Origin of the sequence: Streptomyces olivaceoviridis (genome assembly GCF_014650115.1) — a bacterium.
Taxonomy (GTDB): domain Bacteria; phylum Actinomycetota; class Actinomycetes; order Streptomycetales; family Streptomycetaceae; genus Streptomyces; species Streptomyces olivaceoviridis.
Genome location: NZ_BMUI01000018.1, coordinates 25,169 through 51,529 on the forward strand (window position 1 = coordinate 25,169; position 26,361 = coordinate 51,529).

The 26,361-nt window shown below is 71.6% G+C and carries 20 protein-coding genes; 14 read left to right on the plus strand and 6 right to left on the minus strand.

Features of this window, described 5'->3' with window-relative positions:
* Positions 1-125: 125 nt before the first annotated feature.
* Complete coding sequence (locus tag IE273_RS28755) at positions 126-1,343, minus strand: serpin family protein (protein WP_189818093.1); 1,218 nt, start codon at positions 1,341-1,343, stop codon at positions 126-128.
* Positions 1,344-1,455: 112 nt separating this feature from the next.
* Between IE273_RS28755 and IE273_RS28760 the strand changes: the two genes are divergently transcribed.
* The 6 genes from IE273_RS28760 (at position 1,456) to IE273_RS28785 (ending at position 7,988) form a co-directional block, all read left to right on the plus strand.
* Positions 1,456-2,649, plus strand: a complete 1,194-nt coding sequence (locus IE273_RS28760; RefSeq protein ID WP_229887649.1) for a DUF4190 domain-containing protein — start codon at positions 1,456-1,458, stop codon at positions 2,647-2,649.
* Between the two features lie 149 nt (positions 2,650-2,798).
* A complete protein-coding gene (locus IE273_RS28765) occupies positions 2,799-3,551 on the plus strand; it encodes a GntR family transcriptional regulator (protein ID WP_189818094.1) in 753 nt (250 codons plus the stop codon).
* A gap of 388 nt (positions 3,552-3,939) precedes the next feature.
* Positions 3,940-4,131 (plus strand): SPOR domain-containing protein, encoded by a 192-nt coding sequence (locus IE273_RS28770; RefSeq protein WP_189818217.1) that lies wholly within the window; start codon positions 3,940-3,942, stop codon positions 4,129-4,131.
* Positions 4,132-4,161: 30 nt separating this feature from the next.
* A complete protein-coding gene (locus IE273_RS28775) occupies positions 4,162-4,587 on the plus strand; it encodes a (deoxy)nucleoside triphosphate pyrophosphohydrolase (RefSeq protein ID WP_189818095.1) in 426 nt (141 codons plus the stop codon).
* Between the two features lie 112 nt (positions 4,588-4,699).
* Positions 4,700-5,128, plus strand: a complete 429-nt coding sequence (locus IE273_RS28780; protein ID WP_189818096.1) for an ATP-binding protein — start codon at positions 4,700-4,702, stop codon at positions 5,126-5,128.
* 271 nt (positions 5,129-5,399) lie between these two features.
* The gene (locus IE273_RS28785; protein WP_189818097.1) at positions 5,400-7,988 is read left to right on the plus strand and encodes a SpoIIE family protein phosphatase; all 2,589 of its coding nucleotides are present in this window, start codon (positions 5,400-5,402) and stop codon (positions 7,986-7,988) included.
* Positions 7,989-8,054: 66 nt separating this feature from the next.
* On the opposite strand, the gene IE273_RS28790 is transcribed toward IE273_RS28785, so the two are convergent.
* On the minus strand, positions 8,055-9,680 hold the full coding sequence (locus IE273_RS28790; protein WP_189818098.1) for a hypothetical protein: 1,626 nt from the start codon (positions 9,678-9,680) through the stop codon (positions 8,055-8,057).
* 80 nt (positions 9,681-9,760) lie between these two features.
* Between IE273_RS28790 and IE273_RS28795 the strand changes: the two genes are divergently transcribed.
* Positions 9,761-11,038 carry a glycoside hydrolase family 18 protein gene (locus IE273_RS28795; protein ID WP_229887651.1) on the plus strand — a complete coding sequence of 426 codons (1,278 nt, stop codon included), beginning with the start codon at positions 9,761-9,763 and terminating at the stop codon, positions 11,036-11,038.
* On the opposite strand, the gene IE273_RS28800 is transcribed toward IE273_RS28795, so the two are convergent.
* Genes IE273_RS28800 through IE273_RS28815 form a run of 4 tightly spaced genes read right to left on the minus strand, consistent with a single transcriptional unit; the run spans position 11,016 to position 14,898 of the window.
* The gene (locus IE273_RS28800) at positions 11,016-11,789 is read right to left on the minus strand and encodes a succinate dehydrogenase/fumarate reductase iron-sulfur subunit (protein WP_189818099.1); all 774 of its coding nucleotides are present in this window, start codon (positions 11,787-11,789) and stop codon (positions 11,016-11,018) included. The two genes, IE273_RS28795 and IE273_RS28800, sit on opposite strands and share 23 nt — an antisense overlap.
* The gene (locus IE273_RS28805) at positions 11,786-13,741 is read right to left on the minus strand and encodes a fumarate reductase/succinate dehydrogenase flavoprotein subunit (protein ID WP_189818100.1); all 1,956 of its coding nucleotides are present in this window, start codon (positions 13,739-13,741) and stop codon (positions 11,786-11,788) included. Before IE273_RS28805 ends, IE273_RS28800 begins: the two co-directional genes overlap by 4 nt.
* Positions 13,742-13,763: 22 nt before the next feature.
* On the minus strand, positions 13,764-14,585 hold the full coding sequence (gene sdhC / locus IE273_RS28810; RefSeq protein WP_189818101.1) for a succinate dehydrogenase subunit SdhC: 822 nt from the start codon (positions 14,583-14,585) through the stop codon (positions 13,764-13,766).
* Between the two features lie 28 nt (positions 14,586-14,613).
* Positions 14,614-14,898, minus strand: coding sequence for an Rv0250c family protein (locus IE273_RS28815; RefSeq protein ID WP_014674766.1), 285 nt, complete (start codon positions 14,896-14,898; stop codon positions 14,614-14,616).
* 313 nt (positions 14,899-15,211) lie between these two features.
* Between IE273_RS28815 and IE273_RS28820 the strand changes: the two genes are divergently transcribed.
* The 7 genes from IE273_RS28820 (at position 15,212) to IE273_RS28850 (ending at position 26,319) form a co-directional block, all read left to right on the plus strand.
* Positions 15,212-17,539 (plus strand): ABC transporter family substrate-binding protein, encoded by a 2,328-nt coding sequence (locus IE273_RS28820; protein WP_229887653.1) that lies wholly within the window; start codon positions 15,212-15,214, stop codon positions 17,537-17,539.
* Positions 17,540-17,710: 171 nt separating this feature from the next.
* Positions 17,711-19,618: a translational GTPase TypA gene (gene typA, locus IE273_RS28825; RefSeq protein ID WP_189818102.1), complete on the plus strand. Its 1,908-nt coding sequence runs from the start codon at positions 17,711-17,713 to the stop codon at positions 19,616-19,618.
* Positions 19,619-20,098: 480 nt separating this feature from the next.
* The gene (locus IE273_RS28830) at positions 20,099-21,139 is read left to right on the plus strand and encodes an ABC transporter permease (protein ID WP_189818103.1); all 1,041 of its coding nucleotides are present in this window, start codon (positions 20,099-20,101) and stop codon (positions 21,137-21,139) included.
* 104 nt (positions 21,140-21,243) lie between these two features.
* Positions 21,244-23,037, plus strand: coding sequence for an ABC transporter substrate-binding protein (locus IE273_RS28835; RefSeq protein ID WP_189818104.1), 1,794 nt, complete (start codon positions 21,244-21,246; stop codon positions 23,035-23,037).
* A 92-nt stretch (positions 23,038-23,129) separates the two neighbouring features.
* Positions 23,130-24,107, plus strand: coding sequence for an ABC transporter permease (locus tag IE273_RS28840; RefSeq protein WP_014674771.1), 978 nt, complete (start codon positions 23,130-23,132; stop codon positions 24,105-24,107).
* A 15-nt stretch (positions 24,108-24,122) separates the two neighbouring features.
* Positions 24,123-25,184 carry an ABC transporter ATP-binding protein gene (locus tag IE273_RS28845; protein ID WP_189818105.1) on the plus strand — a complete coding sequence of 354 codons (1,062 nt, stop codon included), beginning with the start codon at positions 24,123-24,125 and terminating at the stop codon, positions 25,182-25,184.
* A gap of 13 nt (positions 25,185-25,197) precedes the next feature.
* Positions 25,198-26,319, plus strand: coding sequence for an ABC transporter ATP-binding protein (locus IE273_RS28850; protein ID WP_189818106.1), 1,122 nt, complete (start codon positions 25,198-25,200; stop codon positions 26,317-26,319).
* Positions 26,320-26,361 lie beyond the last annotated feature (42 nt).

Sequence of the window (26,361 nt, forward strand, 5' to 3'; positions counted from 1 at the left end):
GGCATCCTCCTTCTCCAGACGTGTGTCCCGGTCAGAATTCCGGCACCCGGCCCCGTTCACCTCCCACGCCGTTCCCGTCCGGGTCCCGCTCGCTGTGCGCCGTCGGCAGGAGGACCGGTGCCGCCTCACCGAGCGGGGGACGGCACCGGGTACGGCGCCGGTTCCGTCACCCAGCCCGCCGCCAGCACCAGGCGGGACTCGCGGTGGGTGGCCAGGAACGCGAAGGGACGGTCGAAGGCGACGCGGACGACCGTCGTCTCGTACCGGTACTGCGGGACCCCGCCGGCCGGCACCGGCATGACCGCCGTCACCGCCGCCGCGCGGAAGCCGAGCGCGCCGAACTGGGCCACGGCCGACTGGCGGGCCTCCCCGACGGCCAACGGGTAAGGGCTCACCCCCGGGAAGTGGCCGGTCGCGGTGTCCGTCGCCGCGCCGAGGCCGAACAGGCCGGGCAGGGCGAGCAGATCGTGGTCGGCCCGTACCTCGTACGCCACCGTCGTCACGTCCAGCGTCGTCGGCTGCGGCGCGGTCGCCGGCTGCTGCTCCACGTGCAGGCCGGGGCCGACGTGCCCGTGCGGCAGCGCGCCGCCCCCGGTCAGCGGCAGCCCGCGCTCCACGACCCCCACCCCGGCCGCCAGCACCTGACCCGGAGTCATCCGCTCCTCGCCCAGTACCAGATGCACGTCGACACCGTTGTCCCCGGGCACCGTCAGCGCGGTGACGAAGCCGTCCGGCGTGCCCGTCACCCCCACCCGGTCCGGCCGCACGCTGCGCCGGTGCAGGCCGCGCAGGGTACGGCCCTGCCAGGGGCCGGAGCCGGGCCGCAGCGGCTGCTCCGTGAACGGCTGCCGCCACTCGGTGCGCAGCGCGAGGGCGGTGGCCAGCACCATCCGCGCCTCCCGGGTCAGCGTCACCGGCATGCGCTCGACCAGCCCGCCGGTCCGCTCGGCCGCCCAGGCGTCCAGCCGCTCCTGCGCGGTGACGAGGTCGTCCCCGAAGACCCCGTGGGTTCCGGCGGGCAGCCCGGCCCGCCACTCCTCCCGCAGGGCCAGCCCGTGGTGCGTCCACAGGCCGAGCGCCGCGTCCAGCCCGGTGACCCCCGCCAGCCCGGCCAGCAACTCCCGCGCGGCACCGGCCGCCTGCTCGGCGGGCACGCCCAGCGCGCCGGCCAGTTCCGCCCGCGCCGGGCCCGCCGCGCCGTCGGCCAGGAAGGCCAGCAGCGGCCACACGCCCGGCGCCGAGAACACCGTGCCCTCGCCGTTCAGGGCCTGTGCCCACCGGGCCGTCAGCCCGTTCACTCGCCGGACGGTCTCCCCGGCCACCGTGCTCGTCTCCACCCGCATTCCGCCCCCGCTCCGGTCACGCTTACCATGCGGCCAGTCGTACGTCAGTCCAGCCGCCGGCCGGCCGCCGGTCCCCTGTGCCGCCGCCGCCCGATCCAGGAGCACGGTACCGGTGTCCCTCCCGCCGCCTCCCGGCCCCCACCAGCCGCACGAGCCGTACCAGCCACCCCGGCCGCGGCCGGCGGAGCCGTACGGCCCGTCGCCGTACCCCCGACAGCCGGGCGGCGCCCCGGAATTGCCCGCCTACCGGGGGTGGTCGCAGGGCTACCACCCCCACAACCACCCGGCGCCGGTCAACGGCCTCGCCATCGCCTCGCTGGTGCTCGGGGTGCTGTGCTGCCTGCCCGGGGCGGGGCTGGTGCTCGGGCTGGCCGGGCTGCGTCAGATCCGCCGGCGCGGCGAGCGCGGTACGGGGCTGGCCGTGGGCGGCGCGGTGCTGTCCGGGGCCGGGCTCGTGCTGTGGGCGGTGCTGATCGCGACGGGCGGCGCCTCGGCGCTGTGGCACGGGTTCGAGGACGGCGTACGCGGCGGCAGGACCCTCGCGCCGGCCAAGGGCGAGTGCTTCGACACGCCGGGGGGCGCGCTGAGCGGTGACACGTATGACGTGGACAGGGTCACCTGCGCCGGCGCGCACGACGGCGAGGTGTTCGCGACCGTCACGCTCCCCGGCGGCCCCTACCCCGGGGACGACGCGGTCGGCGACGCCGCCGACGAGCGCTGCTGGAACCTCCGGGACAGCTACGCGATGGACGGCTGGGCGGTCCCGCGGGACGTCGACGTGTACTACCTGACGCCGACCGAGGACGGCTGGGCCGCCGGGGACCGCGAGATCACCTGCGTGTTCGGCAACACCGCCGAGGGCGAGGACCTGACCGGGTCGCTGCGCAACGACGAGACCGTTCTCGACACCGACCAGGTCGCCTACCTGAAGGCCGCGCACGTCCTCAACGCCGCCCTGGACACCGCTCCCGGGGAGGAGTACGTCGAGGACGACCTGCCGGGGCACAAGGCCTGGGCGGGCCGGGTGTCGGCCGCGCTGGGCGAACAGGCCCGGATGCTGCGCGCCCACGACTGGCCCGCCGGTGCCCGCGGGCCCGTGGCCGCGCTCGCCGCCGACCTGGACAAGGCGCGCGCGCAGTGGGCGAAGGCCGCGCGGGCCGGGGACGCGGACGCCTTCTACGAGCACTACGACACCGGCTTCGACCTCATCGACCCGTCCCGGGGGGTTCCCGCGCGCAGGGCCCTGGGGCTCGCCACCACCGTGCCGGCCGGCGACGGCGGATCCGACACGAGCGTCCAGGTGTGAGAGCGCGCCTATACGGGGCAGAAAGCGCCTGGGTAAAGCCCTCCCCGGGCCTTTGTCATCACATCGAGTGATTCTCTGGCCTTTGCTTGCACGGCTCAACCCACGGTTGCCAGGCTGTAGCTGTCTGTACAACCTGATGGGAGCGGCCAGTGACTTTCGGTGAGCAGCCGGCGTACCTGCGTGTCGCGGGTGATCTCCGCAAGAAGATCGTCGACGGTTCGCTGCCGCCCCATACCCGCCTCCCCTCGCAGGCCCGCATCCGCGAGGAGTACGGCGTCTCGGACACGGTCGCGCTGGAGGCCCGCAAGGTGCTGATGGCCGAGGGCCTGGTCGAGGGCCGCTCCGGCTCGGGGACGTACGTGCGCGAGCGGCCCGTGCCCCGGCGGGTCGCCCGCTCCGGATACCGCCCGGCCGGCGGCGCCACCCCGTTCCGGCAGGAGCAGGCCGACGCCTCGGTGCGCGGCACCTGGGAGTCCAGCAGCGCGCAGGCCGAGGCCGGCGCGGCCATCGCCGAGCGGCTCGCGATCCAGACCGGCGACCGGGTCATGCGCACCAAGTACCTGTTCCGGGAGGCCGGCGAGCCGATGATGCTCTCCACCTCCTGGGAACCCCTCGCCGTCACCGGCCGCACCCCGGTGATGCTGCCCGAGGAGGGGCCGCTCGGCGGGATGGGCGTGGTCGAGCGCATGCGGGCCATCGACGTCATCGTGGACAACGTCACCGAGGAGGTCGGCGCGCGCCCCGGCCTCGCCGAGGAACTGCATCTGCTCGGCGGTGTCCCCGGGCACGTGGTCCTGGTCGTGCAGCGCACCTACTTCGCCTCCGGGCGCCCGGTGGAGACCGCCGACGTGGTCATCCCGGCCGACCGCTACCGGGTCGCCTACCACCTGCCGGTCAAGTGAGCGCCCCCGTCCGGGCGGCCCTCCGCGCGCCCCTCCGCGTGAGGTAGCGCACACCCCGATGCGCCGCCCGGGCCGTCACGGGCGCCGTCCTGCCCTCGCCGACGCCGCCCGAGGCGCAGCAATCCGGCCGTTTTCGCAGGTGGCCCGGGGTGCCTCCGGCATGCCCCGCACCCGGGACGGCCGCGTTCCCGACGGCGCGTTCGGCCCCGTGCGCCCCCGGCGTTCTGGCTCGATGCGTACCTCTTTGTGAAAAGCCGTATTCGCAGCGTGAAGGTTGGGCGTACGCTCGGGCATATGCGGATTGCGGTTTCCTTATGCGGGGCCCGGCGGGGGCCCGGGCCCGGGGGAGGGCGGGGCGGTGCGAGAAGGAGCGCGGGCGGTGGGGGCCATGGGTGAGGGCACGGTGTCCCTGCCCTGGATCGTGATACGGCAGGACGACAACGGCAATCGCTACCGCGTCGGCCGGTACGCGACCCGCGCGGAGGCGCAGAAGATCGCCGACAGCCTCGACGACCGGGGGCACAAGCAGCTCTACTGGGTCGAGCGCATCGGGCAGAACGGGGACGGCACGCAGAACTGACCGGTCGCGTGCTCCCGTAGGCTCCGCTCCATGACGCGTACGACCCCCGAGGCGGAACGGATCGTGGTGGTGGGAGCCGCCCTGCTCGACGGTGGCAGACTGCTGGCCGCACGCCGCAGCGCGCCCGCCGACCTGGCCGGGCGCTGGGAGCTGCCCGGCGGCAAGGTCGAGGCGGGGGAGCGGCCCGAGGACGCGCTGGTGCGTGAGCTGTGCGAGGAACTGGGCGTCGACGCCGAGCCGGTCGACCGCGTGCCCGGCACATGGCCGCTGCCCACGCCGTACGTCCTCCATGTGTGGACCGCCCGCCTGCGCCCCGGCTCGCCCCCGCCCCGGCCCCTCCAGGACCACGACGAACTGCGCTGGCTGACGCCGGACCGGATCTGGGAGGTCGACTGGCTCGACCAGGACGTCCCGGCGGTCCGGGAGGTGGCGGCCACGATCGGGCGCGGGGCTTAGGTGCACGGCCCCGAGTGGAGCGCGCCCGTTCGTGCCACAGTGCGCCCTCTCACGCGGTACTGCGACCCGGATATCGGGTATGTGCCCAATAACCCCATGAAACCGGACATGGGTGGGCTCGCTGGCCTGGGAAGTGATCGGCGTGATCGACACCGATGGCGACTGCGCCGAGTGGACGTTTCCCGCGGAACCGGGCGTCGTGCGCAGCGCCCGTGCGGCCGTCCGGTCCCAGCTGCACGGCTGGCATCTCGACTGCGTCGCCGACCTGGCCGCGCTGCTGGTCAGTGAGCTGGTCACCAACTCGCTGCGGCATGCCACCGGCCCCATCGGCGTACGGCTCGTCCGCCCCGCCGGGCTCGACCGCACGCTGCGCGTCGAGGTCTCCGACCCGCTCCCCGACCTGCCGCGCGAACGCGTCGCCCACCCCGAGGACGAGAGCGGACGCGGCCTCCAACTGGTCGCCGGCTCCTCGCTCGACTGGGGAACCCGGCCCGGCGCGAGCGGAAAGACCGTCTGGTTCGAACTGGCGGTGCCCGGGTGACGGCACGACACGCGCAGGGGCACGGGGTGTACAGCCGACAGCGTGCCGTCCATCGTGCGCGCCGGGGGCGCACATGGTCCGACGGTGCGTGATTCGGCGGTGTGTTCCCTGGTTAGAAGAGTGGGAGTGTTGTCACGGACCGGTCCAAAAAGCACCTGGACCGAGCTGTGATCGTGAACACCGTGTCGTGCGGCGCCGTAGTGCTGGATACTGCGGGCAGCCGCCCCCGGTGACCGGTGCCGGACGCGGTGAGTTGGAGGGGACGGTTCGCGTGAGCGAGATACCAGCGAAGGCCACGGAGTCCGAGGACCCGTCGGACGGCGCGAGGAGGCATGCCGTGGAGGCCGCCGCGGCGCCCGGTGACGCCATGTGGCAGAGCAGTCCGCCCGGTTCCATCTACGACTACATCAAGGTCGCGTCCTTCTCCATCAGTCCCGGCGGGCTGGTCGACCAGTGGAGCCTGCGCGCCGAGCAGCTCTTCGGCATCCCCGCCGCACGCGCCGTCGGCATGGACCCCATAGAGGCCTTCGTCGATCCCGACCTGCGCGAGCGCGGCCAGCGGAAGATGGCCGAAATCCTCGACGGGCGGGAGTGGACCGGAGTGGTGCCGTTCCGGCTGCCGGACCGGCCGGACGGCACGCGCGGCGAGGAGGGCCTGGCCGAGGTGTACGTCATGCCGACGCGCACCGCCGAGGGCGACAAGGCCGCCGTGTGCATCGTCGTGGACGTCCGCACGCTGCGCAGCATCGAGACCGACCTCGCCGCCTCGCAGGCAATTTTCGGTCAATCCCCTTTCGGATTCCTGCTGATCGACACGGACCTGCGGGTGCGCCGCGTCAACCTGCGGTTCGTCTCCGTCTTCGGCGGCACCCCGGACGACCACCGGGGCAAGGGAGTTCAGGACTACCTGCCGCGCGGTGAGGCCGAGCGGGTCTCGGCCACGCTGCGGCGGGTGCTGGAGAGCGGCGAGTCCATCACCGACATGCACGTCACCGGCTTCGTCCCGGGCTCCGAGGAACGCCGGCACTGGTCGGTCAACCTCTACCGCGTGCAGAGCGGCAGCGGCCGGCCCATCGGCGTCGCCTGGCTCGGCACCGACATCACCTCCCGTCGCGCCGCCGCCCGCGAGGCCGCCGCCGCCCGGCGCAACCTCGCCCTGCTCAACGAGGCCGGCGCCCGCATAGGCAACTCCCTCGACCTGGAGACCACGGCCCGCGAACTCCTCGACGTCGTCGTCCCCGGCTTCTGCGACCTCGCCACCGTCGACCTCTACCAGGGCCTGCTGACCGGCGACGAGACCCCGCCCGGCCTCGCCGACGGCAGCGCCGAACTGCGCCGCGTCGCCTTCGCCAGCGCCGTCTCCGGTGCGCCCTTCGGCAGTTCCGGGAAATCCGTCGAGGTCGGCGCGGTGCACCACTTCCCGTTCACCTCGCCCTGCGCGGACGCCCTGCGCACCGCCCGTCCGCAGCGCGTGCCCGCCGAGGAGGGCGGTCTCGTGCAGTCCACGCTGGCGGTGCCGATGGTCGCCCACGACACCGTCGTGGGACTCGCTCAGTTCGCCCGGACGAAGGGCAGCGAGCCGTTCGGCGACCGCGACCGGGACCTCGCGGTCGAACTGGCCGCACGGGCCGCCGTCTGCATCGACAACGCGCGCCTGTACCGCCGGGAACACGAACGGGCGTTGATACTGCAACGCTCCCTGCTCCCACCCGGCGACCCCGAGGCCTCCGGCCTGGACATCGCCTGCCGCTATCTGCCCGGCAACACGGCGACGGAGGTGGGCGGTGACTGGTTCGACGTCATCGAGCTGCCCGGTCACCGCACGGCGTTGGTGGTCGGCGACGTCATGGGCCGGGGCCTCAGGGCGGCGGTGGCGATGGGCGAACTCCGCACCGCCGTACGCACGCTGGCCCTGCTGGACCTGGAACCGGCGGAAGTGCTCTCGGCGCTGGACGAGATCGCGCGGGGCCTCGGCACGCCGGGCGGCGTCCAGCAGGCGACCCGTACGGCCCGTCAGCCCCGGGACGCGGACCTCTCCGAGGTGTACCTCGCGACCTGCGTGTACGCCGTGTACGACTCCGTCACCAGACGCTGTACGTTCGCCAACGCCGGGCATCTGCCGCCGGTGCTGGTCGAGCCCGGTGAGGCGGCGCTGATGCTCGACGTGCCGCCCGGCATGCCGCTGGGCGTGGGCGGCGAGCCGTTCGAGGAGGTCGAGGTCGAACTCCCCGAGGGCGCGCTGCTCGCGCTCTACACGGACGGCCTGGTCGAATCCCGCGACCACCCGCTGGACGAGGGGCTCCAGGCCTTCGTCGGCGCGCTCACCGACCCCTGCCGGCCCCTGGAGGACGTCTGCGACCACGTCCTCAACACCCTCGACACCCACCACGGCGAGGACGACATCGCCCTGCTGATGGCCCGGGTGCAGGGGCTGCCCGCCGAGTCCGTCGGCGACTGGACGCTGCCGCGCGAGCCGCGCAGTGTGGGCCGGGCCCGGGAGTACGCCCGCGGACAGTTGCTCTCCTGGGATCTGGAGCCGCTGGTCGACACGACGGAACTGCTGGTCAGCGAGCTGGTGACGAACGCGTTGCGGTACGGCGAGGGGGACATCAGGCTACGGCTCCTTCTGGACCGCACCCTGGTCTGCGAGGTCTGGGACTCCGGCCTGGTCCAGCCCCGGCGCCGACGGGCCCGGGACACCGACGAGGGCGGACGCGGGCTCCAACTGGTCGGGCTGCTCAGCGCGGCCTGGGGCTCCCGGCGGACGCCTCACGGCAAGACGGTCTGGTTCGAGCTGCCGCTGCCCGGCGGAGAGGGCAACCTCACCGACCCGGCGGAGGCGCTGCTGAGCCTGTTCTGACCCCGGCCCGCCTGGAGGAGGTCCCCGCCGCCGGTGCCGGTGTGGGGGCGTCCCCGGACGACGGCCCTACCTGTGCAGCCGGGAGCGGCTCTGTGGGCCGCCGAACGCGGGCGGGGGACCGCCGTCCGGGTCCTCTCCGAGGAGGATGCCGCCCAGCACCGCACCGGCGGGGCCGGTCGCGTCCCCCTCGCTGCCGTGGGCCCGGACATCCCGGTCGGCCAGCCTCCGCGCCTCCCCGGCCACGACGTCGGCGCACCCCGTGTTGCCCGCGCCCAGCTCGCGTACCGCCTCCGCCAGCCGGGCCCGGGCCTCCGCACCCACCGCCCCCCGGTGCACCCCGACGAACTCCTCCGCCCCGGCGACCGAACTGCGCGCCACGAGCAGCGCCGCCGCGCCCAGCACCCCCGACCGCACCCCCGTCAGCCGCTCGACGGCCCGAGTGATCCGGCGCAGCGCGTCCAGCGGGTCGTACGCCCCACCGGTCAGCTCCTCGCGGACCACCGCCAACACCCCGTCGACGTGGGCCGACCGGGCAGCCGGTTCCCCCAAGGCCGGCGAGCCCCGCTCGGTCTCACGCCGGACCACCGCCGGCCCCTCGTCGGCGGGCGCCGGCCGGGCCTCCGGCTCACCCGGTGTCGGTGAGGTGCGCCGGGCCGCCGCCAGCTCCGCCTCCGCGCCGGTCAGCGTGGCCGGTACCAGTCCGGCCGCCTCCCGTACCTGGGCCGCGAGCCGCTCCACCCCGCCCACCAGCACCCCCGCCTGGGCCACCGCGCCCTCGCCCGCGCGCAACTGCCACGCGGCCCGCCGTGTCTCGCCCACATCGGCGGCCTGCCGGGCCTCGTTCAGCCGGGCGCCGGCGAACACCAGCCGGTCCTTGGCCTGTTCGACGTACCCGGTGACGGACCCGGCGACCGAGCGCGCGTACCGCTCCCGCAGCGCCGCCAGGGTCCTCTGCGCGGTCATCGTCCGCGCCGCCAGCTCCCGGAACCGCTCCTCGGCCACCTCCAGCGCCGCGCGCATCCCCTCCTCGTCCGCCGTGAGACCCCGCAACCGGTCCAGCGCCTCCGCCTCGGCGTCCAGCCGGCGCCCGGCCTCCGCACAGCGGCCGATCACCCCGACCAGCGCCTGACGCCGGGCCCCCGCCTCCTCGGGGACGCCCTCCTCGTACCGCCGCCAGACGGCGAACGCCGCCGACAGCTCGGTCCCGGCGGCCCGCAGCGCGTGCGTGAACGGCTCGGTCCGCTGCTCCCCGAACCGTTCCCGCACGAAGGACAGTTCCTCCCGGCTGGTCCGTACGCAGTCGTCGGCCAGTCGCAGTGCCGTCCGGGCCTGGCGTTCGGAGGCGGCCGGGGCGGGCACGGGAGGATGCGCGGGGAGGCTCCCCGGGGTGGTCCGGGTCCGGGTCCGGCGGGTGCGCCGCAGCCAGCCGTATCCGGCCAGGGCCACGGCCGCGACCCCGGCGATGAGCGGCAGCACGAGGTCGGCGGTCGACGTGCCGGTCTGCTGCGGCGCGGCGGCGCTCGCCACCGCGCCGGCGGGCCCCACGGGAACCGGAGCATGGGTATCGACCGTCATCACCGGCAACACCAGCCACCCGGCCCCCACCAGGGCGCCCAGCACGGTATGCGCCACCCGCACCCGTATGTGCGCGGTGGCCCGCCGGGGCCGGCCCCGGAACAGGGAGGACGTCACATTTCGGAGCGTATGGGCAGGTAGACGGCTCCGCGAGCGGGACGGATACGGGTGGGGGACCAGGCGGACAGGGGGGCGGAATGGACGAGAACCGGACGGACGAGAACCGGACGCGCGGAAACCGGACCGATGGCGTCCGGACCGAGGACGTCGGGACCGAGGACGTCGGGACCGATGACGTCCATACCGACGACGCCGATACCGACGGCGTCCCTCCCGACAGCGTCCCTCCCGGCGGCGCCCCGACCGGCGAAGACCACCCGGCGCCGGACCGCGTCCAGCAGGACCGCCCCCACCCGGACGACGCCGGACCCCAGACCGCCCCCCGCCCCCGCCCCCGCACACGCCGCATCCTCCGGATCGCCGCCGGCCTCCTCGCCCTGCTCCTGCTCCCCCTCCTCACCGCCGAGACGGCCCTCCGTCTCAACTACACCGGCGACCCCGCCCCCGGCACCCGCACCCGGCACCAGGACGCCCTCTGGCTCGGGCACGCCTGGGTGGACGGACGCAGGACCGACCGGGACGTCGAGGCCCTCGCCCGCCGGCTGAGGGGCACGGGGATCCGCGATCTGTACGTCCACGCGGGGCCGCTCGAACACGACGGGACCCTTCCGGCGTCGGCGTACCCGAAGGCCCGCCGGCTGATCGCGGCCGTCCACCGGGAACTCCCCGGCGTCCGCGTCCATGCCTGGCTCGGCGACAAGCTGGCCAGTGAGAGCCCGCACGGCCTGCGCCTGGAGCGCGCCGCGACCCGGGCGGCGATCGTCGCCTCGGCCCGGCAGATCCTCGCCGCCGGTTTCGAGGGCACCCACTTCGACCTGGAACCGCTCCACTCCGGCGACCGCGACTACCTGTCCCTCCTCGACGACCTGCGCGACCTCACCCACGCCCGGGGCGCCGTCCTCTCCGTCGCGGCCCACCAGATCGACCCGCTGCCCGCCTTCCACTCCTTCTGGGGCGCGACCACCGGCCACCCCAAGTGGTGGTCGCAGGCGTACTTCGGGCAGGTGGCCCGCCGGGTGGACCAGATCGCCGTCATGTCGTACGACACCATGCAGCCGCTGGAGAGCCTGTACGGCGGCTATGTGGCCCAGCAGACCAGCCTCGCCCTGGAGGTCACCCCCGAGAGCACCGACCTGCTGATGGGCCTGCCCTTCTACCACGAGAACCGGTTCGGTCACCGGGCGCGCGCCGAGACCGTCCCGGCCGCCGTCCGCGGGGTCCGTCTCGGGCTGAGCCGCACGGACGCCGGCCGCGCCCGCTTCGGCGTGGCCCTCTACGTGGACTTCGCGGCCACCGAGGCGGACTGGCGGGCATACCGGGAGGACTGGGTGACTACGCCCCCGACCGCCTCCTGATCTTCGAACCCAGCCAGACCAGCGGGTCGTACTTGCGGTCCACCGCGCGTTCCTTCAGCGGGATCAGGGCGTTGTCGGTGATCTTGATGCCCTCGGGGCAGACCTCGGTGCAGCACTTGGTGATGTTGCAGTAGCCGAGGCCATGGTCGTCCTGGGCGGTGCGACCGCGGTCCAGGCCGGTCTCGGCTGCCGCGTCCAGCGGGTGCATGTCGAGTTCGGCGACGCGCATCAGGTAGCGCGGGCCGGCGAAGGCATGCTTGTTCTCCTCGTGGTCCCGCACCACATGGCAGGTGTTCTGGCACAGGAAGCACTCGATGCACTTGCGGAACTCCTGCGGGCGGTCCACGTCCTCCTGGAACATGCGGTACTCGCCGGGGCCGAGACCGGGGGGCGGCACGAAGGCCGGGACCTCGCGCGCCTTTTGGTAGTTGAACCCGACGTCCGTCACCAGGTCCCGGATCACCGGGAAGGCGCGCAGTGGGGTGATCGTGATCGTCTCCGCGCGGTCGAAGACCGACATGCGGGTCATGCACAGCAGCCGGGGGCGGCCGTTGACCTCCGCCGAGCACGAACCGCACTTGCCCGCCTTGCAGTTCCAGCGCACGGCGAGGTCGGGGGCCTGGGTGGCCTGGAGGCGGTGGACGATGTCCAGGACCACCTCGCCGTCGTTCACCTCGACCGTGAAGTCCTTCAGGCCGCCGCCCTGTTCGTCGCCCCGCCACACCTGGAAGCGGGCTTCGTAGCTGCTCACTCGTACAGCTCCTCTTCGGCGAGGTACTTGACCAGCTCCTCCTTCTCGAAGAGGGCGAGCAGGTCCGGGCGGATGGGTTCGGTGGTCTCGCGGGTGAGGCGGATCTGGCCGCGGGCCGGGTCGGTCGCCGCGAGGCCGCCGGCGGGGTCGGCGAGGGTGCACAGCAGGTTCACGTTGCGCCAGGCCCGGTCCATCCGGGGATGGTCCTCGCGGGTGTGCCCGCCGCGCGACTCGGTGCGCTCCAGCGCGGCCCGGGCCACGCACTCGCTGACCAGCAGCATGTTCCTGAGGTCCAGGGCGAGGTGCCAGCCGGGGTTGAACTGGCGGTGGCCCTCGACGCCGGCCCGCCGGGCCCGCACCCGCAGCTCGGCCAGCTTGTGCAGGGCCTGCTCCATCTCGCCCTCGCGGCGGATGATGCCGACCAGGTCGTTCATCGCCTGCTGGAGTTCCTGGTGCAGGGTGTACGGGTTCTCCCGCGGGCCCGCCTCGCCCTCCGCCCCGGCGGAGAACGGCCGCAGCGCCTCCGCCGACGCCGCGCCGACCTGGGCGTCGTCCACGGGCGGGCGCCGGTGGGCCAGTGCCCGCGCGTACTCCGCCGCGTGCCGGCCGGCCCGGCGCCCGAACACCAGCAGGTCCGAGAGGGAGTTGCCGCCGAGCCGGTTGGAGCCGTGCATGCCGCCGGCCACCTCACCGGCCGCGTACAGCCCGGGCACCCCGCGCGCCGCCGCCGTGTCGGAGTCGACGGCGATGCCGCCCATCACGTAGTGGCAGGTCGGCCCGACCTCCATCGCCTCCGCGGTGATGTCGACGTCCGCCAGCTCCTTGAACTGGTGGTACATGGACGGCAGCCGGCGCCGGACCACCTCGGCGGGCATCCGGGTCGACACGTCCAGGAAGACCCCGCCGTGCGGGGAGCCCCGGCCCGCCTTCACCTCGGCGTTGATCGCGCGGGCCACCTCGTCGCGGGGGAGGAGTTCGGGCGGCCGGCGGTTGTGGTCGGGGTCCTCGTACCACCGGTCGGCCTCCTCCTCCGACTCGGCGTACTTCTCCTTGAAGACCTCCGGGATGTAGTCGAACATGAACCGCTTGTCCTCGGAGTTCCGGAGCACCCCGCCGTCCCCGCGCACCGACTCGGTGACGAGGATGCCCTTCACCGACGGCGGCCAGACCATGCCGGTCGGGTGGAACTGCACGAACTCCATGTTGAGCAGCGGGGCGCCGGCCAGCAGCGCCAGCGCGTGGCCGTCGCCCGTGTACTCCAACGAGTTGGACGTTACCTTGAAGGACTTGCCGATGCCGCCGGTCGCGAGGACCACGGCCGGCGCCTGGAGGACGAAGAAGCGGCCGGTCTCACGGTCGTAGGCGAAGACGCCGCTCACGCGGCCCGCGGCGGAGCCGCCGTCGGACGCGGTGTCCTTGAGGATCCGGGTGACCGTGCACTCCTGGAAGACCTTCAGCCGGGACTCGTAGTCCCCGGTCTCCTGGAAGTCCTCCTGCTGGAGCGCGACGATCTTCTGCTGGAGCGTGCGGATCAGCTCCAGGCCCGTACGGTCGCCCACGTGGGCCAGGCGCGGGTACTCGTGCCCGCCGAAGTTCCGCTGCGAGATGCGGCCGTCCTTCGTACGGTCGAACAGCGCGCCCCAGGTCTCCAGCTCCCACACCCGGTCCGGGGCCTCCCGCGCGTGCAGTTCGGCCATCCGCCACTGGTTGAGGAACTTGCCGCCGCGCATGGTGTCGCGGAAGTGGACCTGCCAGGTGTCGTGCTCGTTGGCGTTGGCCATCGCCGCCGCGATGCCGCCCTCGGCCATCACCGTGTGCGCCTTGCCGAACAGCGACTTGCAGATCACCGCCGTACGGGCGCCCCGCTCGCGCGCCTCGATCGCCGCGCGGAGGCCCGCGCCCCCGGCGCCGACCACGACGACGTCCCACTCCTGCCGGTCGACCACGGACATCAGTCAGTCCCTCACTGGATCTCTAGAAGAAGCGCGGATCGTCGAAGACCCCGGACGCGACCAGGTAGACGTAGAAGTCGGCGAGCGCCACGCTGAGCAGCGAGGCCCAGGCGAGCTGCATGTGGCGGGCGTTGAGCCGGCCGACGAACTGCCAGGCGCGGTAGCGCACGGGGTGCCGGGAGAAGTGCTTGAGCTTGCCGCCGACGATGTGCCGGCAGGAGTGGCACGAGAGGGTGTACGCCCAGATCAGCAGGATGTTGGCGAGGAAGACCAGGGTGCCCAGGCCCATGTGCCCCCACCGGTAGTGCTGGTCCCGGAAGGCCAGCACGGTGTCGTACGTCAGCACGCCGGCCACCAGCAGGGCGGCGTAGAAGAAGTACCGGTGGATGTTCTGGAGGATCAGCGGGAAGCGGGTCTCGCCGGTGTACGTCCGGTGCGGCTCGGCCACCGCGCAGGCGGGCGGGGACGCCCAGAAGGCACGGTAGTACGCCTTGCGGTAGTAGTAGCAGGTCAGCCGGAAGCCGAGCGGGAAGATCAGGATGATGACGGCGGGGGAGATGCCCCACCAGCTCCCGAAAAGGTCGGCGTTGGGCCCGGCGCGCATGGTCCGGCAGTTCTCCGCCAGGCACGGCGAGTAGAACGGCGAGACGTACGGGGCCGCGTAGTAGTGGGCGTTCGCGAAGGCCCGCCAGGTCGAGTACACGACGAAGGCCAGCAGGCCGGCCGCGGTGGCGGCGGGCGCCAGCCACCAGCGGTCGGTCCGCAGGTGCGGGGCGGCGATCGCGGCGCGCGTACGGGTGCGTACGCCACCGCTGTTCTGTTGGGGTTCCGTACCAGTAGCCAAGGGGGACTCCGGTCGGTTCGGGGGAGTGTCAGGGGGCGCGGCGGTCGCGGGCGCCCAGGCCCTCGTCGTCCGAGTCCGTCCACAGGCTGATGTCGTACGGCGCGTCGGAGATGGTGACGAGGTCGGGCCGGCGTGGCGTGGCCGGGGCGGCGGCCTCCCGCAGCAGTGCCACGCTCTCACGCAGGTGGTCGGCGTCCAGGCGGACCCGGCGTATCTCCAGAGCGCTGCCGAGCTGGTGTTCCAGGCGGCTCACCGACCGGTTGAGGTCGTCGAGGCAGCGCTGGACGGCGTTGATGTCGTCGTGCACGGACATGACTTGCCCTCGCTTCCGCGGGTCCGGCGGCCATGGGCGGCAACGTTCATGCGCCTTGGAGTGTTGCGCCTCACGCACGCCGGTGTGAAGGGATGTGCAGCGATTGGCCGAGGCGCACGGATGCACCGCCCGGTGTGTTGCGCCGCACGGGTGGGCTTGCCGGCCGTCGTCGCCGTGTCGCCCACCGTGGCCGGATCCTTTCCTCTTCAGTGGCCGCATAGATCTGATCAGCTCCATATACCGCCAAACGTGATCAGCTCCATATACCGACAAATGCGAGCATAAGGCCCGTGGCTTCCTGGAGGTAGCAGAGATGTCCTACGACGGCGTTGGGCAGCGCCCCACAGGGGTGCGGGGCTCCCTCGACGGGCGGCTCTGCCGCGGGGCGCGACCAGCCACGACGCACCCGCAGCCGGCCGGCGGCCGGTCCCGGCACGTGAAGCGCGCCCTCGTCTTCCTCGGCGCGAGCGCCCTCGCCGTCCCCCTCCTCGCCGGCTGCGGCGAGGACGACGAGGCCGGCACCCCCCTCGCACCGCAGGACATCGCTCTCGTCACCCGCGACAAGGTCGCCGACGGCGGCACCCTGAAGTGGGCCGTGGACGCCGTACCGGAGACCCTGAACACCTTCCAGGCCGACGCCGACGCCGGCACCAGCCGCGTCGCCCAGGCCGTGCTGCCGTCCATGTTCCGGCTGGACGCCGCCGGGCGGCCGGTGCCCAACCCGGCCTACCTGGAATCGGCCAAGGTCATCGAGACCGAGCCGCGCCAGGTCGTGCTGTACAAGCTGAACCAGCAGGCCGTCTGGACCGACGGCCGGGAGATCGGCGCCGCCGACTTCGTCGCCCAGTGGCGCGCCCTGTCCGGCAGGAACAGCGCCTTCTGGACCGCCCGCAACGCCGGCTACGACCGCATCGCCAAGATCGAGCGCGGCGCCAGCGACCTCCAGGTCCGGGTGACCTTCTCCCGCCCCTACGCCGACTGGAAGTCGCTGTTCTCCCCGCTGTACCCGAAGGACGTCACGGGCACCCCGGACGCCTTCAACGACGGCGCCCGGCGCAAGCTGAAGGTCACCGCCGGGCCCTTCAAGGTCACGAAGGTCGACACCGCCAAGAAGGACGTCGTCCTCACCCGCAACCCGCGCTGGTGGGGGAAGCCCGCCAAGCTGAACGAGATCGTGCTGCACGCCGTGTCGCGCGACAAGCGGGCCGCCGCCCTCGCCGACGGCAGCGTGGACCTCGCCGAGATCGACTCCGGCGACGCCCAGCGGATCGCGCTCGCGGGCCGCGAGAAGGGCACCGGCACCCCGCTCCAGGGCGCCGGGGGCAAGACCTCTGCGAAGAAGCTGCGCGACTGGGCGCTCGCGCACGGCTTCGACTCCGACCAGGTGCACGCCGGCCAGAACAAGCTGCGCAAGGCCATCACCCGGTACCTGGAGCAGCAGCAGGCGCTGCGGGACGTCGAGGTCCGCAAGTCCCTGGAGCCCGCCTACACCCAGCTCGCCCTCAACGGCTCCACCGGTCCCCTCGCCGACGACCGGGTCCGCCGGGCCGTCGCCCGCGCCCTGGACCGTGTGGAGCTGGCCCGGCTGGTGCTCACCCCGCTGGGGCTGCCCGCCGTGCCCGTCGGCAGCCACCTCGCCCTGTCCGGGCAGGCCGCCTACGCGGACGCCAGCGGCGCGATCGGCGGCCAGGACGCCAAGGAGGCGCAGGCGCTGCTCGCCGACGCCGGCTGGGTGCGCGGCGGCCCGCTCAAGGAGCAGAAGAAGCCCGAGAAGGCGGCCGGCCCCGAGCGCCCCGCCGAGGACGTGTCGAACGGCGGCAAGGACGGCGAGTACATCGTCGGGGAGGACGACGACGAGAAGGGCCGCGACGACGGGCCCGGCGACGGCGGCGGCCAGGCCGGCGGCGGGAACCACGGCGGTCCGGACCGCGACGGCAAGGGCAAGCACCACGAGTCCGCCGGCGACCAGCACGAGCACCCCGACCAGCACCTCGTGCGGGAGGGCAAGCACGGCGGCGCGCCCGGCGCCTACGCCCCCCAGGGCACGGCCGCCCCGGCCGCCGCGCCCGCCGGACCGCTCGCGAAGGACGGCAGGCCGCTCGCGCTGCGCTTCGTCCTGCCCTCCGGGTCCGGCTCGCAGACGCTGAACTCGGTCGCCGAGCGGATCTCCGCGATGCTGGAGCAGGTCGGCATCCGCACGACGATCACGAAGGTCTCCGACGAGAGCTACTTCAAGGACCACATCGCCGCCGGCGACTACGACCTCGCCCTGTACTCCTGGCCGTCCTCCGCGTTCCCGGCGACGGACGCCCGGCCCATCTACGCCAAGCCGGTCGCGGCGGCGGACGGCTCGGTGAACGTCGAGCAGAACTACACGCGGGTCGGCACGGACCAGGTCGACCAGCTCTTCGACCAGGCCGCCACCACGCTGGACGAGGACGAGGCGCGTTCCCTGATCCGCAAGGCCGACGCCCGCATCTGGGCCGCCGCCGGCTCGATCCCGCTCTACCAGCGGCCCCAGCTGGTGGGGGTCCGCAAGAACGTGGTGAACGCCGGGGCCTTCGGCTTCGGGACGCCGGTCTACGAGGACATGGGCTTCCTGAAGAAGGGGGCGAAGGTTTCGCCGAGCCCGGCCAAATAGCCGTCGCCGGGGGCGTGGGAGGCGGCCTGAGCTGCACCTTCGTATCCCGGCGAGCTCCCGCGGCAGAGGCCACGTACCATGGGGTGAGGCCGTGGCGTGTCCAGCCCGGCAGGGCCCGCGCGACGGACGTACGCGCAGGGCAGTCCGCACACTCCGGGAGTACGCCACACTATGGCCACGCGCCACGACATTCGCAACGTCGCCATCGTCGCCCACGTCGACCACGGCAAGACCACCATCGTCGACGGGATGCTGAAGCAGGCCGGCGCCTTCGCCGCCCACCAGCTCGACCAGGTCGACGACCGCGTCATGGACTCGAACGACCTGGAGCGTGAGAAGGGCATCACGATCCTCGCCAAGAACACGGCGGTGAAGTACCACCCCAAGGACGGCGGGGAGCCCATCACCATCAACATCATCGACACCCCCGGCCACGCCGACTTCGGCGGCGAGGTCGAGCGCGGTCTGTCGATGGTCGACGGCGTCGTGCTGCTCGTGGACGCCTCCGAGGGCCCGCTGCCGCAGACCCGCTTCGTGCTGCGCAAGGCGCTCCAGGCCCGGCTCCCCGTCATCCTGTGCATCAACAAGACGGACCGTCCGGACGCCCGTATCGACGAGGTCGTCAACGAGACCTACGACCTCTTCCTCGACCTGGACGCGGACGAGGAGCAGATCGAGTTCCCGATCGTCTACGCCTGCGGCCGTGACGGCATCGCCTCGCTGACCAAGCCGGACAACGGCACGGTCCCGGCGGACTCCACCAGCCTGGAGCCGTTCTTCTCCACCATCCTGGAGCACATCCCGGCCCCGACCTACGACGAGGACGCCCCGCTCCAGGCGCACGTCACCAACCTGGACGCCGACAACTTCCTCGGCCGTATCGCCCTGCTCCGGGTCGAGCAGGGCGAGCTGCGCAAGGGCCAGACGGTCGCCTGGATCAAGCGGGACGGCTCCGTCAGCAACGTCCGCATCTCCGAGCTGATGATGACGGAGGCGCTCACCCGCAAGCCGGCCGAGAAGGCGGGCCCGGGTGACATCTGCGCGGTGGCCGGTATCCCGGACATCATGATCGGCGAGACGCTGGCCGACCCGGAGAACCCGGTCGCGCTGCCCCTGATCAAGGTCGACGAGCCGGCGATCTCCATGGTGATCGGCACCAACACCTCCCCGCTGGTCGGCCGTGGCGCCACCGGCAAGGGCGCCGACAAGAAGGCGGCCGTCAAGGACCGCAAGGTCACCGCCCGCCAGGTCAAGGACCGCCTGGACCGCGAGCTGATCGGTAACGTCAGCCTCCGTGTCCTGGAGACCGAGCGTCCGGACGCCTGGGAGGTGCAGGGCCGTGGTGAGCTGGCGCTCGCCATCCTGGTCGAGACCATGCGCCGCGAGGGCTACGAGCTGACCGTCGGCAAGCCGCAGGTCGTCACCAAGGACGTCGACGGCAAGACGTACGAGCCGATGGAGCGCATGACGATCGACGTGCCCGAGGAGCACATGGGTGCCGTCACCCAGCTCATGGGCGTGCGCAAGGGCCGCATGGACAACATGTCCAACCACGGCTCCGGCTGGGTCCGCATGGAGTGGGTCGTCCCCTCCCGTGGCCTGATCGGCTTCCGCACCGAGTTCCTGACGCAGACCCGTGGCACGGGCATCGCCCACTCCATCCACGAGGGCTTCGAGCCGTGGGCCGGCCCGCTCCAGACCCGGAACAACGGCTCCTTGGTCGCCGACCGCTCCGGTGCCGTCACCGCGTTCGCGATGACGAATCTTCAGGAGCGCGGCGTGCTCTTCGTGGAGCCGGGCACCGAGGTGTACGAGGGCATGATCGTCGGCGAGAACTCCCGTTCCGACGACATGGACGTCAACATCACCAAGGAGAAGAAGCTCACCAACATGCGGTCCTCGACGGCCGATGTGACCGAGTCGATCGTTCCGCCGCGCAAGCTGTCGCTGGAGCAGTCGCTGGAGTTCTGCCGCGACGACGAGTGCGTCGAGGTGACCCCGGAGGCCGTTCGCATCCGCAAGGTCGTGCTCGACCAGCGGGAGCGGGCGCGTGCCGCGAGCCGCGCCAAGCACGGCTGATTCCCGGCCAGCTGAGCCCGGGTTCCCCCACGGTGGGGGAACCCGGGCTTTTTGCAACCCGTTTTCGGGCGCCCCATGTCCGACATGCGGAGATCGCTGCCCGATAGCCATGTAACAAGTCCGTTTCGCGCCTTCTTCTGACGAACAGTTTGTCCAGATTTTGGAAGGTGTAGGCGTCAGCTGTGACTGAATTGAGATCTACGGGCAGTGGTCGGTGGTCGACCCATGGCAGATAGTTAGCCGCGTAGCGCTCGGGTCAATGGGTCTCGCGCTGTGGGGACAGCGCCGACTCACGAGCACCACGGGGTTTCTGACCCTCCGTCAGGGGTGTCGGAGGGAAGACGGAAACCCTCGACAGTTGGTGAACACGTGAAGTCATGAGGAGGGAACCCCGGTAACTACGCGCGTCCGACTGCGGTCACGCGCGTTCTCGGAGTACGCGGACACCTCTCACGCTTATACCTGTGAAACGGACGAACCGTGACAAGTCCTATCAATGTAGAGGGCGGCGGGGCTCCGGTCGTCGTCGACGGCGCACCAGGGCCGGAGACGAAGAGCGAACCCGTCACGCTCGCGGGCCGGTCCCCCGGCCAGCTGATGTGGCTGCGCTTCAAGCGCGACCGCACGGGCGTCATCTGCGCCGTGGTGGTGATCGGCTACTTCGTCGTCGCCCTGCTCGCCCCGCTGCTGGTGAAGCTGACGGGAACTGATCCGTACACCCTGTACGGCCAGGATCCCACCTACGCCGACAAGCCCGTCCTCGACGAATTCGGGCTTCCGCTGGGTTACTTGGGGGGCGTCTCCGGCGACCACTGGTTCGGCGTCGAACCGCAGTACGGCCGCGACCTCTACGCCATGCTGCTGTACGGCATGCGCACCTCGCTGTACATGGCGCTCGGCATCACCGTGCTCATCATGGTCACCGGTGTCGTGATCGGCCTGATCGGCGGGTACTCCGGCGGTCGCACGGACTACTGGATCGGCCGCGGCACCGACTTCTTCCTCTCCTTCCCGCAACAGCTGTTCTTCATCGCCTTCATGCCCGTCGTCACGTCCTTCTTCGTGGATCCCCGCGAGGAGACGCCGACCTACTTCCGCGCCCTGGCCATGCTGATCGTGCTGTGGCTGCTGGGCTGGATGGGCATGGCCCGCATCGTCCGGTCGACCGTACTGTCCCTGCGCGAACGGGAGTTCGTGGAGGCGGCCAAGGTCTCGGGCGCCTCGCCGTGGCGGATCGTGCGCAAGGAGATCCTGCCCAACGTCGTCACCCCGATCCTGGTGCAGTTCACGTACCAACTGCCCAGCACCATCCTCAGCATCGCCTTCCTGTCCTTCGCGGGTGTGGGGTTCGTCGAGCCGACGCCCGACTGGGGACGCCTCTTCGCCGCCGGCGCCCGGTACGCCGAGCAGGACCCGGCGTTCATGTTCTTCCCCGGGGTGGCGCTGGTGGTCTTCGTCCTGTGCTTCAACCTCCTGGGGGACTCCGTACGGGACGCGTTCGACCCCAAGTCCGGGCGGTAGGTCGTCCGTTGGGTGGGGGGTGGCTGCCGCCCCCGTCGGCCCGCACCCGGCCGGCGCCCGGCAGATCTCACGGATAACAACCGACAGGTAGGTGGATTCGCCACATGATGTCTCATCGCGCCCGCGGAGCGCGTGCCGTAGTGATCGCCATCGCGGCCGGCTCCCTGGCTCTCACGGGCTGCTCCAAGAACGAGGGCGGCAAGTCCGGCAAGGACTCCAAGAAGGACCAGAAGGAAGCGGCGGTCCAGTCGAAGGCGGTCACCTATGTCGACGCCGCGGGCTCGACCGGACCCGCGAAGGACGTGCCCGGCGCCAAACCCGGCGGCACGATCACGGTGTACCAGGAGGCGGGCCTGTCCCACCTGGACCCCGCCCAGATCTACGTCTCCGACGCCGGCCAGGTCGCCAACCTGCTCTTCCGCCGCCTGACCCAGTTCCAGGAGGACGACAAGGGCAACGTGTCCGTCGTCGGCGACCTCGCCACCGACTCCGGCAAGTCCTCCGACGGCGGCAAGACCTGGACCTTCACGCTGAAGGACGGCATCAAGGACGAGAACGGCAACCCGATCACCGCGGCCGACGTCCGGCACAGCGTCGAGCGCCTGTACGCGAAGTTCGTCTTCGACGGCCCGACCTACCTCCAGACCTGGCTGAGCGGGGCCGACTACCGCAAGGCCCTGCCCGGCGGCGGCTTCGACGGCAAGCACCTGCCGGCCTCGGTGCTGGACACCCCGGACGACAAGACGGTGGTCTTCCACTTCGACCAGCCGCGCCCGGACCTGCCGCAGACGCTCGCCATGGCCGGCTACTCCATCGTCCCGGCGAAGGGCGACACCAAGGAGAGGTACGAGAAGAAGCCGGTCGCCACCGGCCCGTACAAGATCGCCGAGAACAAGGCCGGCAAGACCCTGAAGCTGGTCAAGAACACCAACTGGGACCCGAAGACCGACTCCGTGCGCCACCAGTACGTCGACGGCTTCACCATCCAGTTCGGCGTCACCGAGTCCACCCAGACCAAGCGCCTGATCGCCGACGAGGGTGACAACAAGAACGCCATCCAGCTCACCAACGGCGTCGAGGCCACGCAGATCCAGGACGTCATCAACAACCCGGAGGCCAGCAAGCGCACGGTCAAGGGCTACCAGCCCTACGTCATGACCCTGACCTTCAACCTCGACCGGGTCAAGGACAAGAAGGTCCGCGAGGCCGTCACCTACGCGGTCAACTCCAAGTCCCTCATCGCCGGTGAGGGCGGCGCCTACGGCGGTGACGTCGCGCCGAACTACTTCGCGCCGACGCTGCCCGGCTACGAGCCGAGCTACGACCCCTACGGCCGGCTGAAGACCCCGCAGGGCAACATCGCCAAGGCCAAGGAGATCCTCAAGAGCGTCCCGGCCGCCGAGAAGAAGATCGTCTTCGCCTACGCCAACAGCGAGGCCGGCCAGAAGCGCAAGGTCGCCATCGAGGACGCCCTGACCAAGGTCGGGTTCGACGTCGTCGCCAAGGAGGTCGACTCTGCGAGCTACTACGAGCAGATCGGCAAGCTCAAGAACCCGTACGACGCCTACATCACCGGCTGGGGCCAGGACTGGCCGTCCCCGGGCACGGTCGTCACCCCGATCTACGACGGCTCGCAGGTCTTCGACGGCTCCTCGAACTACTCGCACGTCAAGGACCCGAAGGTCGACGCCCTCATCAAGAAGGCCATGACGCAGAACCCGACCGACGCCGCCAAGACCTGGAAGGAAGCGCACCACTACCTGCTGGAGAACGTCATCCCGGCGGCGCCGCTGTGGTACACGAAGCAGTTCCAGATCTCCGGCTCCAACGTGGGCGGTGCCCGCTACGGCTCGGTGTCCAGCCTCATCGACATCAACCGGCTGTACCTGAAGTCGTGACCCGCGGCTGACCCAGGGGGCGCGCTCCGCAGCGAGCGCGCCCCCTGTCCGAGCGCCCCCTACCCACCGTCTCCGCAGAGAGCCAGCCCGCCATGCTTCAGTTCATCATCCGGCGCACGGTCGGCGCCTTCGTCACGCTCTTCCTCATCGGGGCGGCGACGTTCTTCCTCTTCGTGGCCGCACCCTCCGACTACGCCTCCCTGGCCTGCGGCAAGGACTGTTCGCCCCAGCGGCTCGCGGACATCCGGGAGGCCCTCGGGCTCAACCTGCCCCTGGCCCAGCAGTTCTGGGACTTCATGTCCGGCATCGTGACGGGCCGCGACTTCCCGACCGGGCACTGCTCGGCCCCCTGCCTGGGCGTGTCGTTCTACTCGGGGGACATGGTCTGGAGCACCATCATGGACCGGTTCCCGCTGACCCTCACCCTGACCGCCGGAGGCGCGATCGTCTTCCTCGTCATCGGCGTCGGCGCGGGCATGATCGCCGCCTACCGGCGCGGGACACTGGTCGACAAGGTCGCCACCGGCGCGTCCATGGTGCTGAGCTCGTTCCAGATCTACTTCCTCGGCCCGATCGTGCTGACGGTCCTCGTCTACAGCACCGGCTGGATGGAGGACCCCAAGTACGTGCCCCTCACCCAGGACCCGGTCGGCTGGTTCGTCGGGATGTCGATCCCGGTCTGCGTGATGGCCACGATCTTCACCGCGCAGTACACCCGTATGGCACGCTCCTCGATGATCGAACAGCTCGCCGAGGACCATGTGCGCACCGCCCGGGCCAAGGGCATGTCACGCAAGTACGTCTTCCTGCGCTACGCCTGGCGCGGCTCGCTCATCCCGATCGTCACCGTGCTCGGCATCGACGTCAGCTCCATGCTGGGCGGCGCCGTCGTCACCGAACTGACCTTCTCCCTCCAGGGGATCGGCCGGCTCGCCGTGGACGGCGCGGTCAACAAGGACCTGCCGCTGACCATGGGGGTCATGCTGTTCGGCGCCTTCTTCATCCTGATCATCAACATCCTGACCGACATCACCTACGCGTGGATCGACCCCCGCATCCGGCTCTCCTAGGAAGAACCAGCCATCGTGACCACAGTGACCAAGGCCGAGGGGGCACCGGCCCCGACCGGGCCGGACGGATTCCTCTCGGTACGCGATCTCCAGGTGACGTTCTCCACCGAGGACGGCCCGGTCAGGGCCGTCGACGGCCTCTCCTTCGACCTGCACCGCGGGAAGACCCTCGGCATCGTGGGCGAGTCGGGCTCGGGCAAGTCGGTCACCAACCTGACGATCCTCGGGCTGCACGACCCGATGTTCACGACGATCGACGGGGAGATCCTCCTCGACGGCAAGGAACTGATCACCGCCACCGAGAAGGAGATGGAGAAGCTCCGCGGCAACCGGATGGCGATGATCTTCCAGGACCCGCTCACCGCGCTGTCGCCCTTCTACACGATCGGCCGGCAGATCGCCGAGCCGTACATGAAGCACACGGGCGCCTCGAAGCGCGCCGCCTGGGAGCGGGCCGTGGAGATGCTCGCCAAGGTCGGCATCCCCAACCCCAAGGAGCGCGCGCGGGACTACCCGCACCAGTTCTCCGGCGGTATGCGCCAGCGCGCGATGATCGCCATGGCGCTGGTCTGCGACCCGGACCTGCTGATCGCCGACGAGCCGACCACGGCGCTGGACGTGACCGTGCAGGCGCAGATCCTGGACCTGCTCAAGGACCTCCAGCGGGAGTTCGGCACGGCGATCGTCTTCATCACCCACGACCTCGGGGTCATCGCCGACATGGCCGACGACATCATGGTCATGTACGCCGGGCGCGCGGTGGAGCGCGGCACCGTCGACGAGGTGCTCAGGGCGCCGCAACACCCGTACACCTGGGGCCTGCTGAACTCCATGCCCCGGCTGGACTCCGACCTCGGCACCCCGCTCTCGCCGATCCCCGGCACCCCGCCGAGCCTGCTCAACCCGCCGACCGGCTGCCGCTTCCACCCCCGGTGCACCTTCCGGGACCGGGTCGCGGGTGACCGGTGCGTCACCGAGCGCCCGCTGCTGGGACCGGACCGTGCCTCGGCGTGCCATCTGGGCACGGAGCAGAAACGCACCATCTTCATCGAAGAGATCAGGCCCCGTCTGGGCTAGGAGGACAACCGTCATGAAAGAGGACCTGGTCCTCCCCACCACCCGCGAGGCCGGTGACGACGCGGTGCCCGAGCCGCTGCTGAAGGTCTCGGGGCTGGTCAAGCACTTTCCGGTCAAGGGCGGCTTCCCGATCCGGCGGACGGTCGGCGCGGTGCAGGCCGTCGACGGCCTGGACTTCCAGGTCGCCGAGGGCGAGAGCTTCGGCCTGGTCGGCGAGTCGGGCTGCGGCAAGTCGACCACCGGCCGGCTCATCACACGCCTGCTGGAGCCCACGGCCGGCACGATCACCTACCGCGGCCAGGACATCAGCCACGCGAACCGCAAGCAACTCGCGCCGATCCGGTCCGAGATCCAGATGATCTTCCAGGACCCGTACGCCTCGCTGAACCCGCGCCAGACCGTCGGCAAGATCATCTCCGGTCCGATGGAGATCAACGGCATCAACCCGGAGGGCGGCCGGGAGCGGCGAGTCCGCGAACTCCTGGAGATCGTCGGTCTCAACCCCGAGCACTACAACCGCTTCCCGCACGAGTTCTCCGGCGGTCAGCGCCAGCGCATCGGCGTCGCCCGCGCCCTCGCCCTGGAGCCGAAGCTGATCGTCGCCGACGAACCGGTCTCCGCGCTCGACGTCTCGATCCAGGCCCAGGTCGTCAACCTGCTCCAGAAGGTGCAGCGGGAACTGGGCATCGCGTTCGTCTTCATCGCCCACGACCTCGCGATCGTGCGGCACTTCTCCCAGCGCGTCGCGGTCATGTACCTCGGCAAGATCATCGAAGTGGGCGACCGGGACTCCCTCTACACCCGCCCGCGGCACCCCTACACCCACGCCCTGCTCTCCGCCGTCCCCGAGGTGACCCTGACGGCAGGGGAGGCGCAGCAGCGCGAGCGCATCCGCCTCGCCGGCGACGTGCCGTCCCCCATCTCCCCGCCCTCCGGCTGCCGCTTCCGCACCCGCTGCTGGAAGGCACAGGACAAGTGCGCGGCCGAGGAGCCCCCGCTGCTCCAGCTCTCCGGGAACCGGGGCGGCCACCTGACAGCCTGCCACTTCCCGGAGGAGCCGACCGTCGAGGCCCGCGAGGAGGACATCGTCCTGGACCCGGCACTGGCGGCACTGGAGGAGGACCAGGCGGACTAGGGTCCTTCGCTCGGACCGCGCCGGGCTCGCGGGGTGACCTGA

Coding starts and splice junctions, on each gene's coding strand:
- IE273_RS28755 (WP_189818093.1), bottom strand. CDS start 1,343: ATGCGGGTGGAGACGAGCACGGTGGCCGGGGAGACCGTCCGGCGAGTG.
- IE273_RS28770 (WP_189818217.1), top strand. CDS start 3,940: ATGGGTGAGGGCACGGTGTCCCTGCCCTGGATCGTGATACGGCAGGAC.
- IE273_RS28775 (WP_189818095.1), top strand. CDS start 4,162: ATGACGCGTACGACCCCCGAGGCGGAACGGATCGTGGTGGTGGGAGCC.
- IE273_RS28795 (WP_229887651.1), top strand. CDS start 9,761: ATGGACGAGAACCGGACGGACGAGAACCGGACGCGCGGAAACCGGACC.
- IE273_RS28805 (WP_189818100.1), bottom strand. CDS start 13,741: ATGTCCGTGGTCGACCGGCAGGAGTGGGACGTCGTCGTGGTCGGCGCC.
- IE273_RS28815 (WP_014674766.1), bottom strand. CDS start 14,898: ATGTCCGTGCACGACGACATCAACGCCGTCCAGCGCTGCCTCGACGAC.
- IE273_RS28820 (WP_229887653.1), top strand. CDS start 15,212: ATGTCCTACGACGGCGTTGGGCAGCGCCCCACAGGGGTGCGGGGCTCC.
- typA (WP_189818102.1), top strand. CDS start 17,711: ATGGCCACGCGCCACGACATTCGCAACGTCGCCATCGTCGCCCACGTC.
- IE273_RS28835 (WP_189818104.1), top strand. CDS start 21,244: ATGATGTCTCATCGCGCCCGCGGAGCGCGTGCCGTAGTGATCGCCATC.
- IE273_RS28840 (WP_014674771.1), top strand. CDS start 23,130: ATGCTTCAGTTCATCATCCGGCGCACGGTCGGCGCCTTCGTCACGCTC.
- IE273_RS28850 (WP_189818106.1), top strand. CDS start 25,198: ATGAAAGAGGACCTGGTCCTCCCCACCACCCGCGAGGCCGGTGACGAC.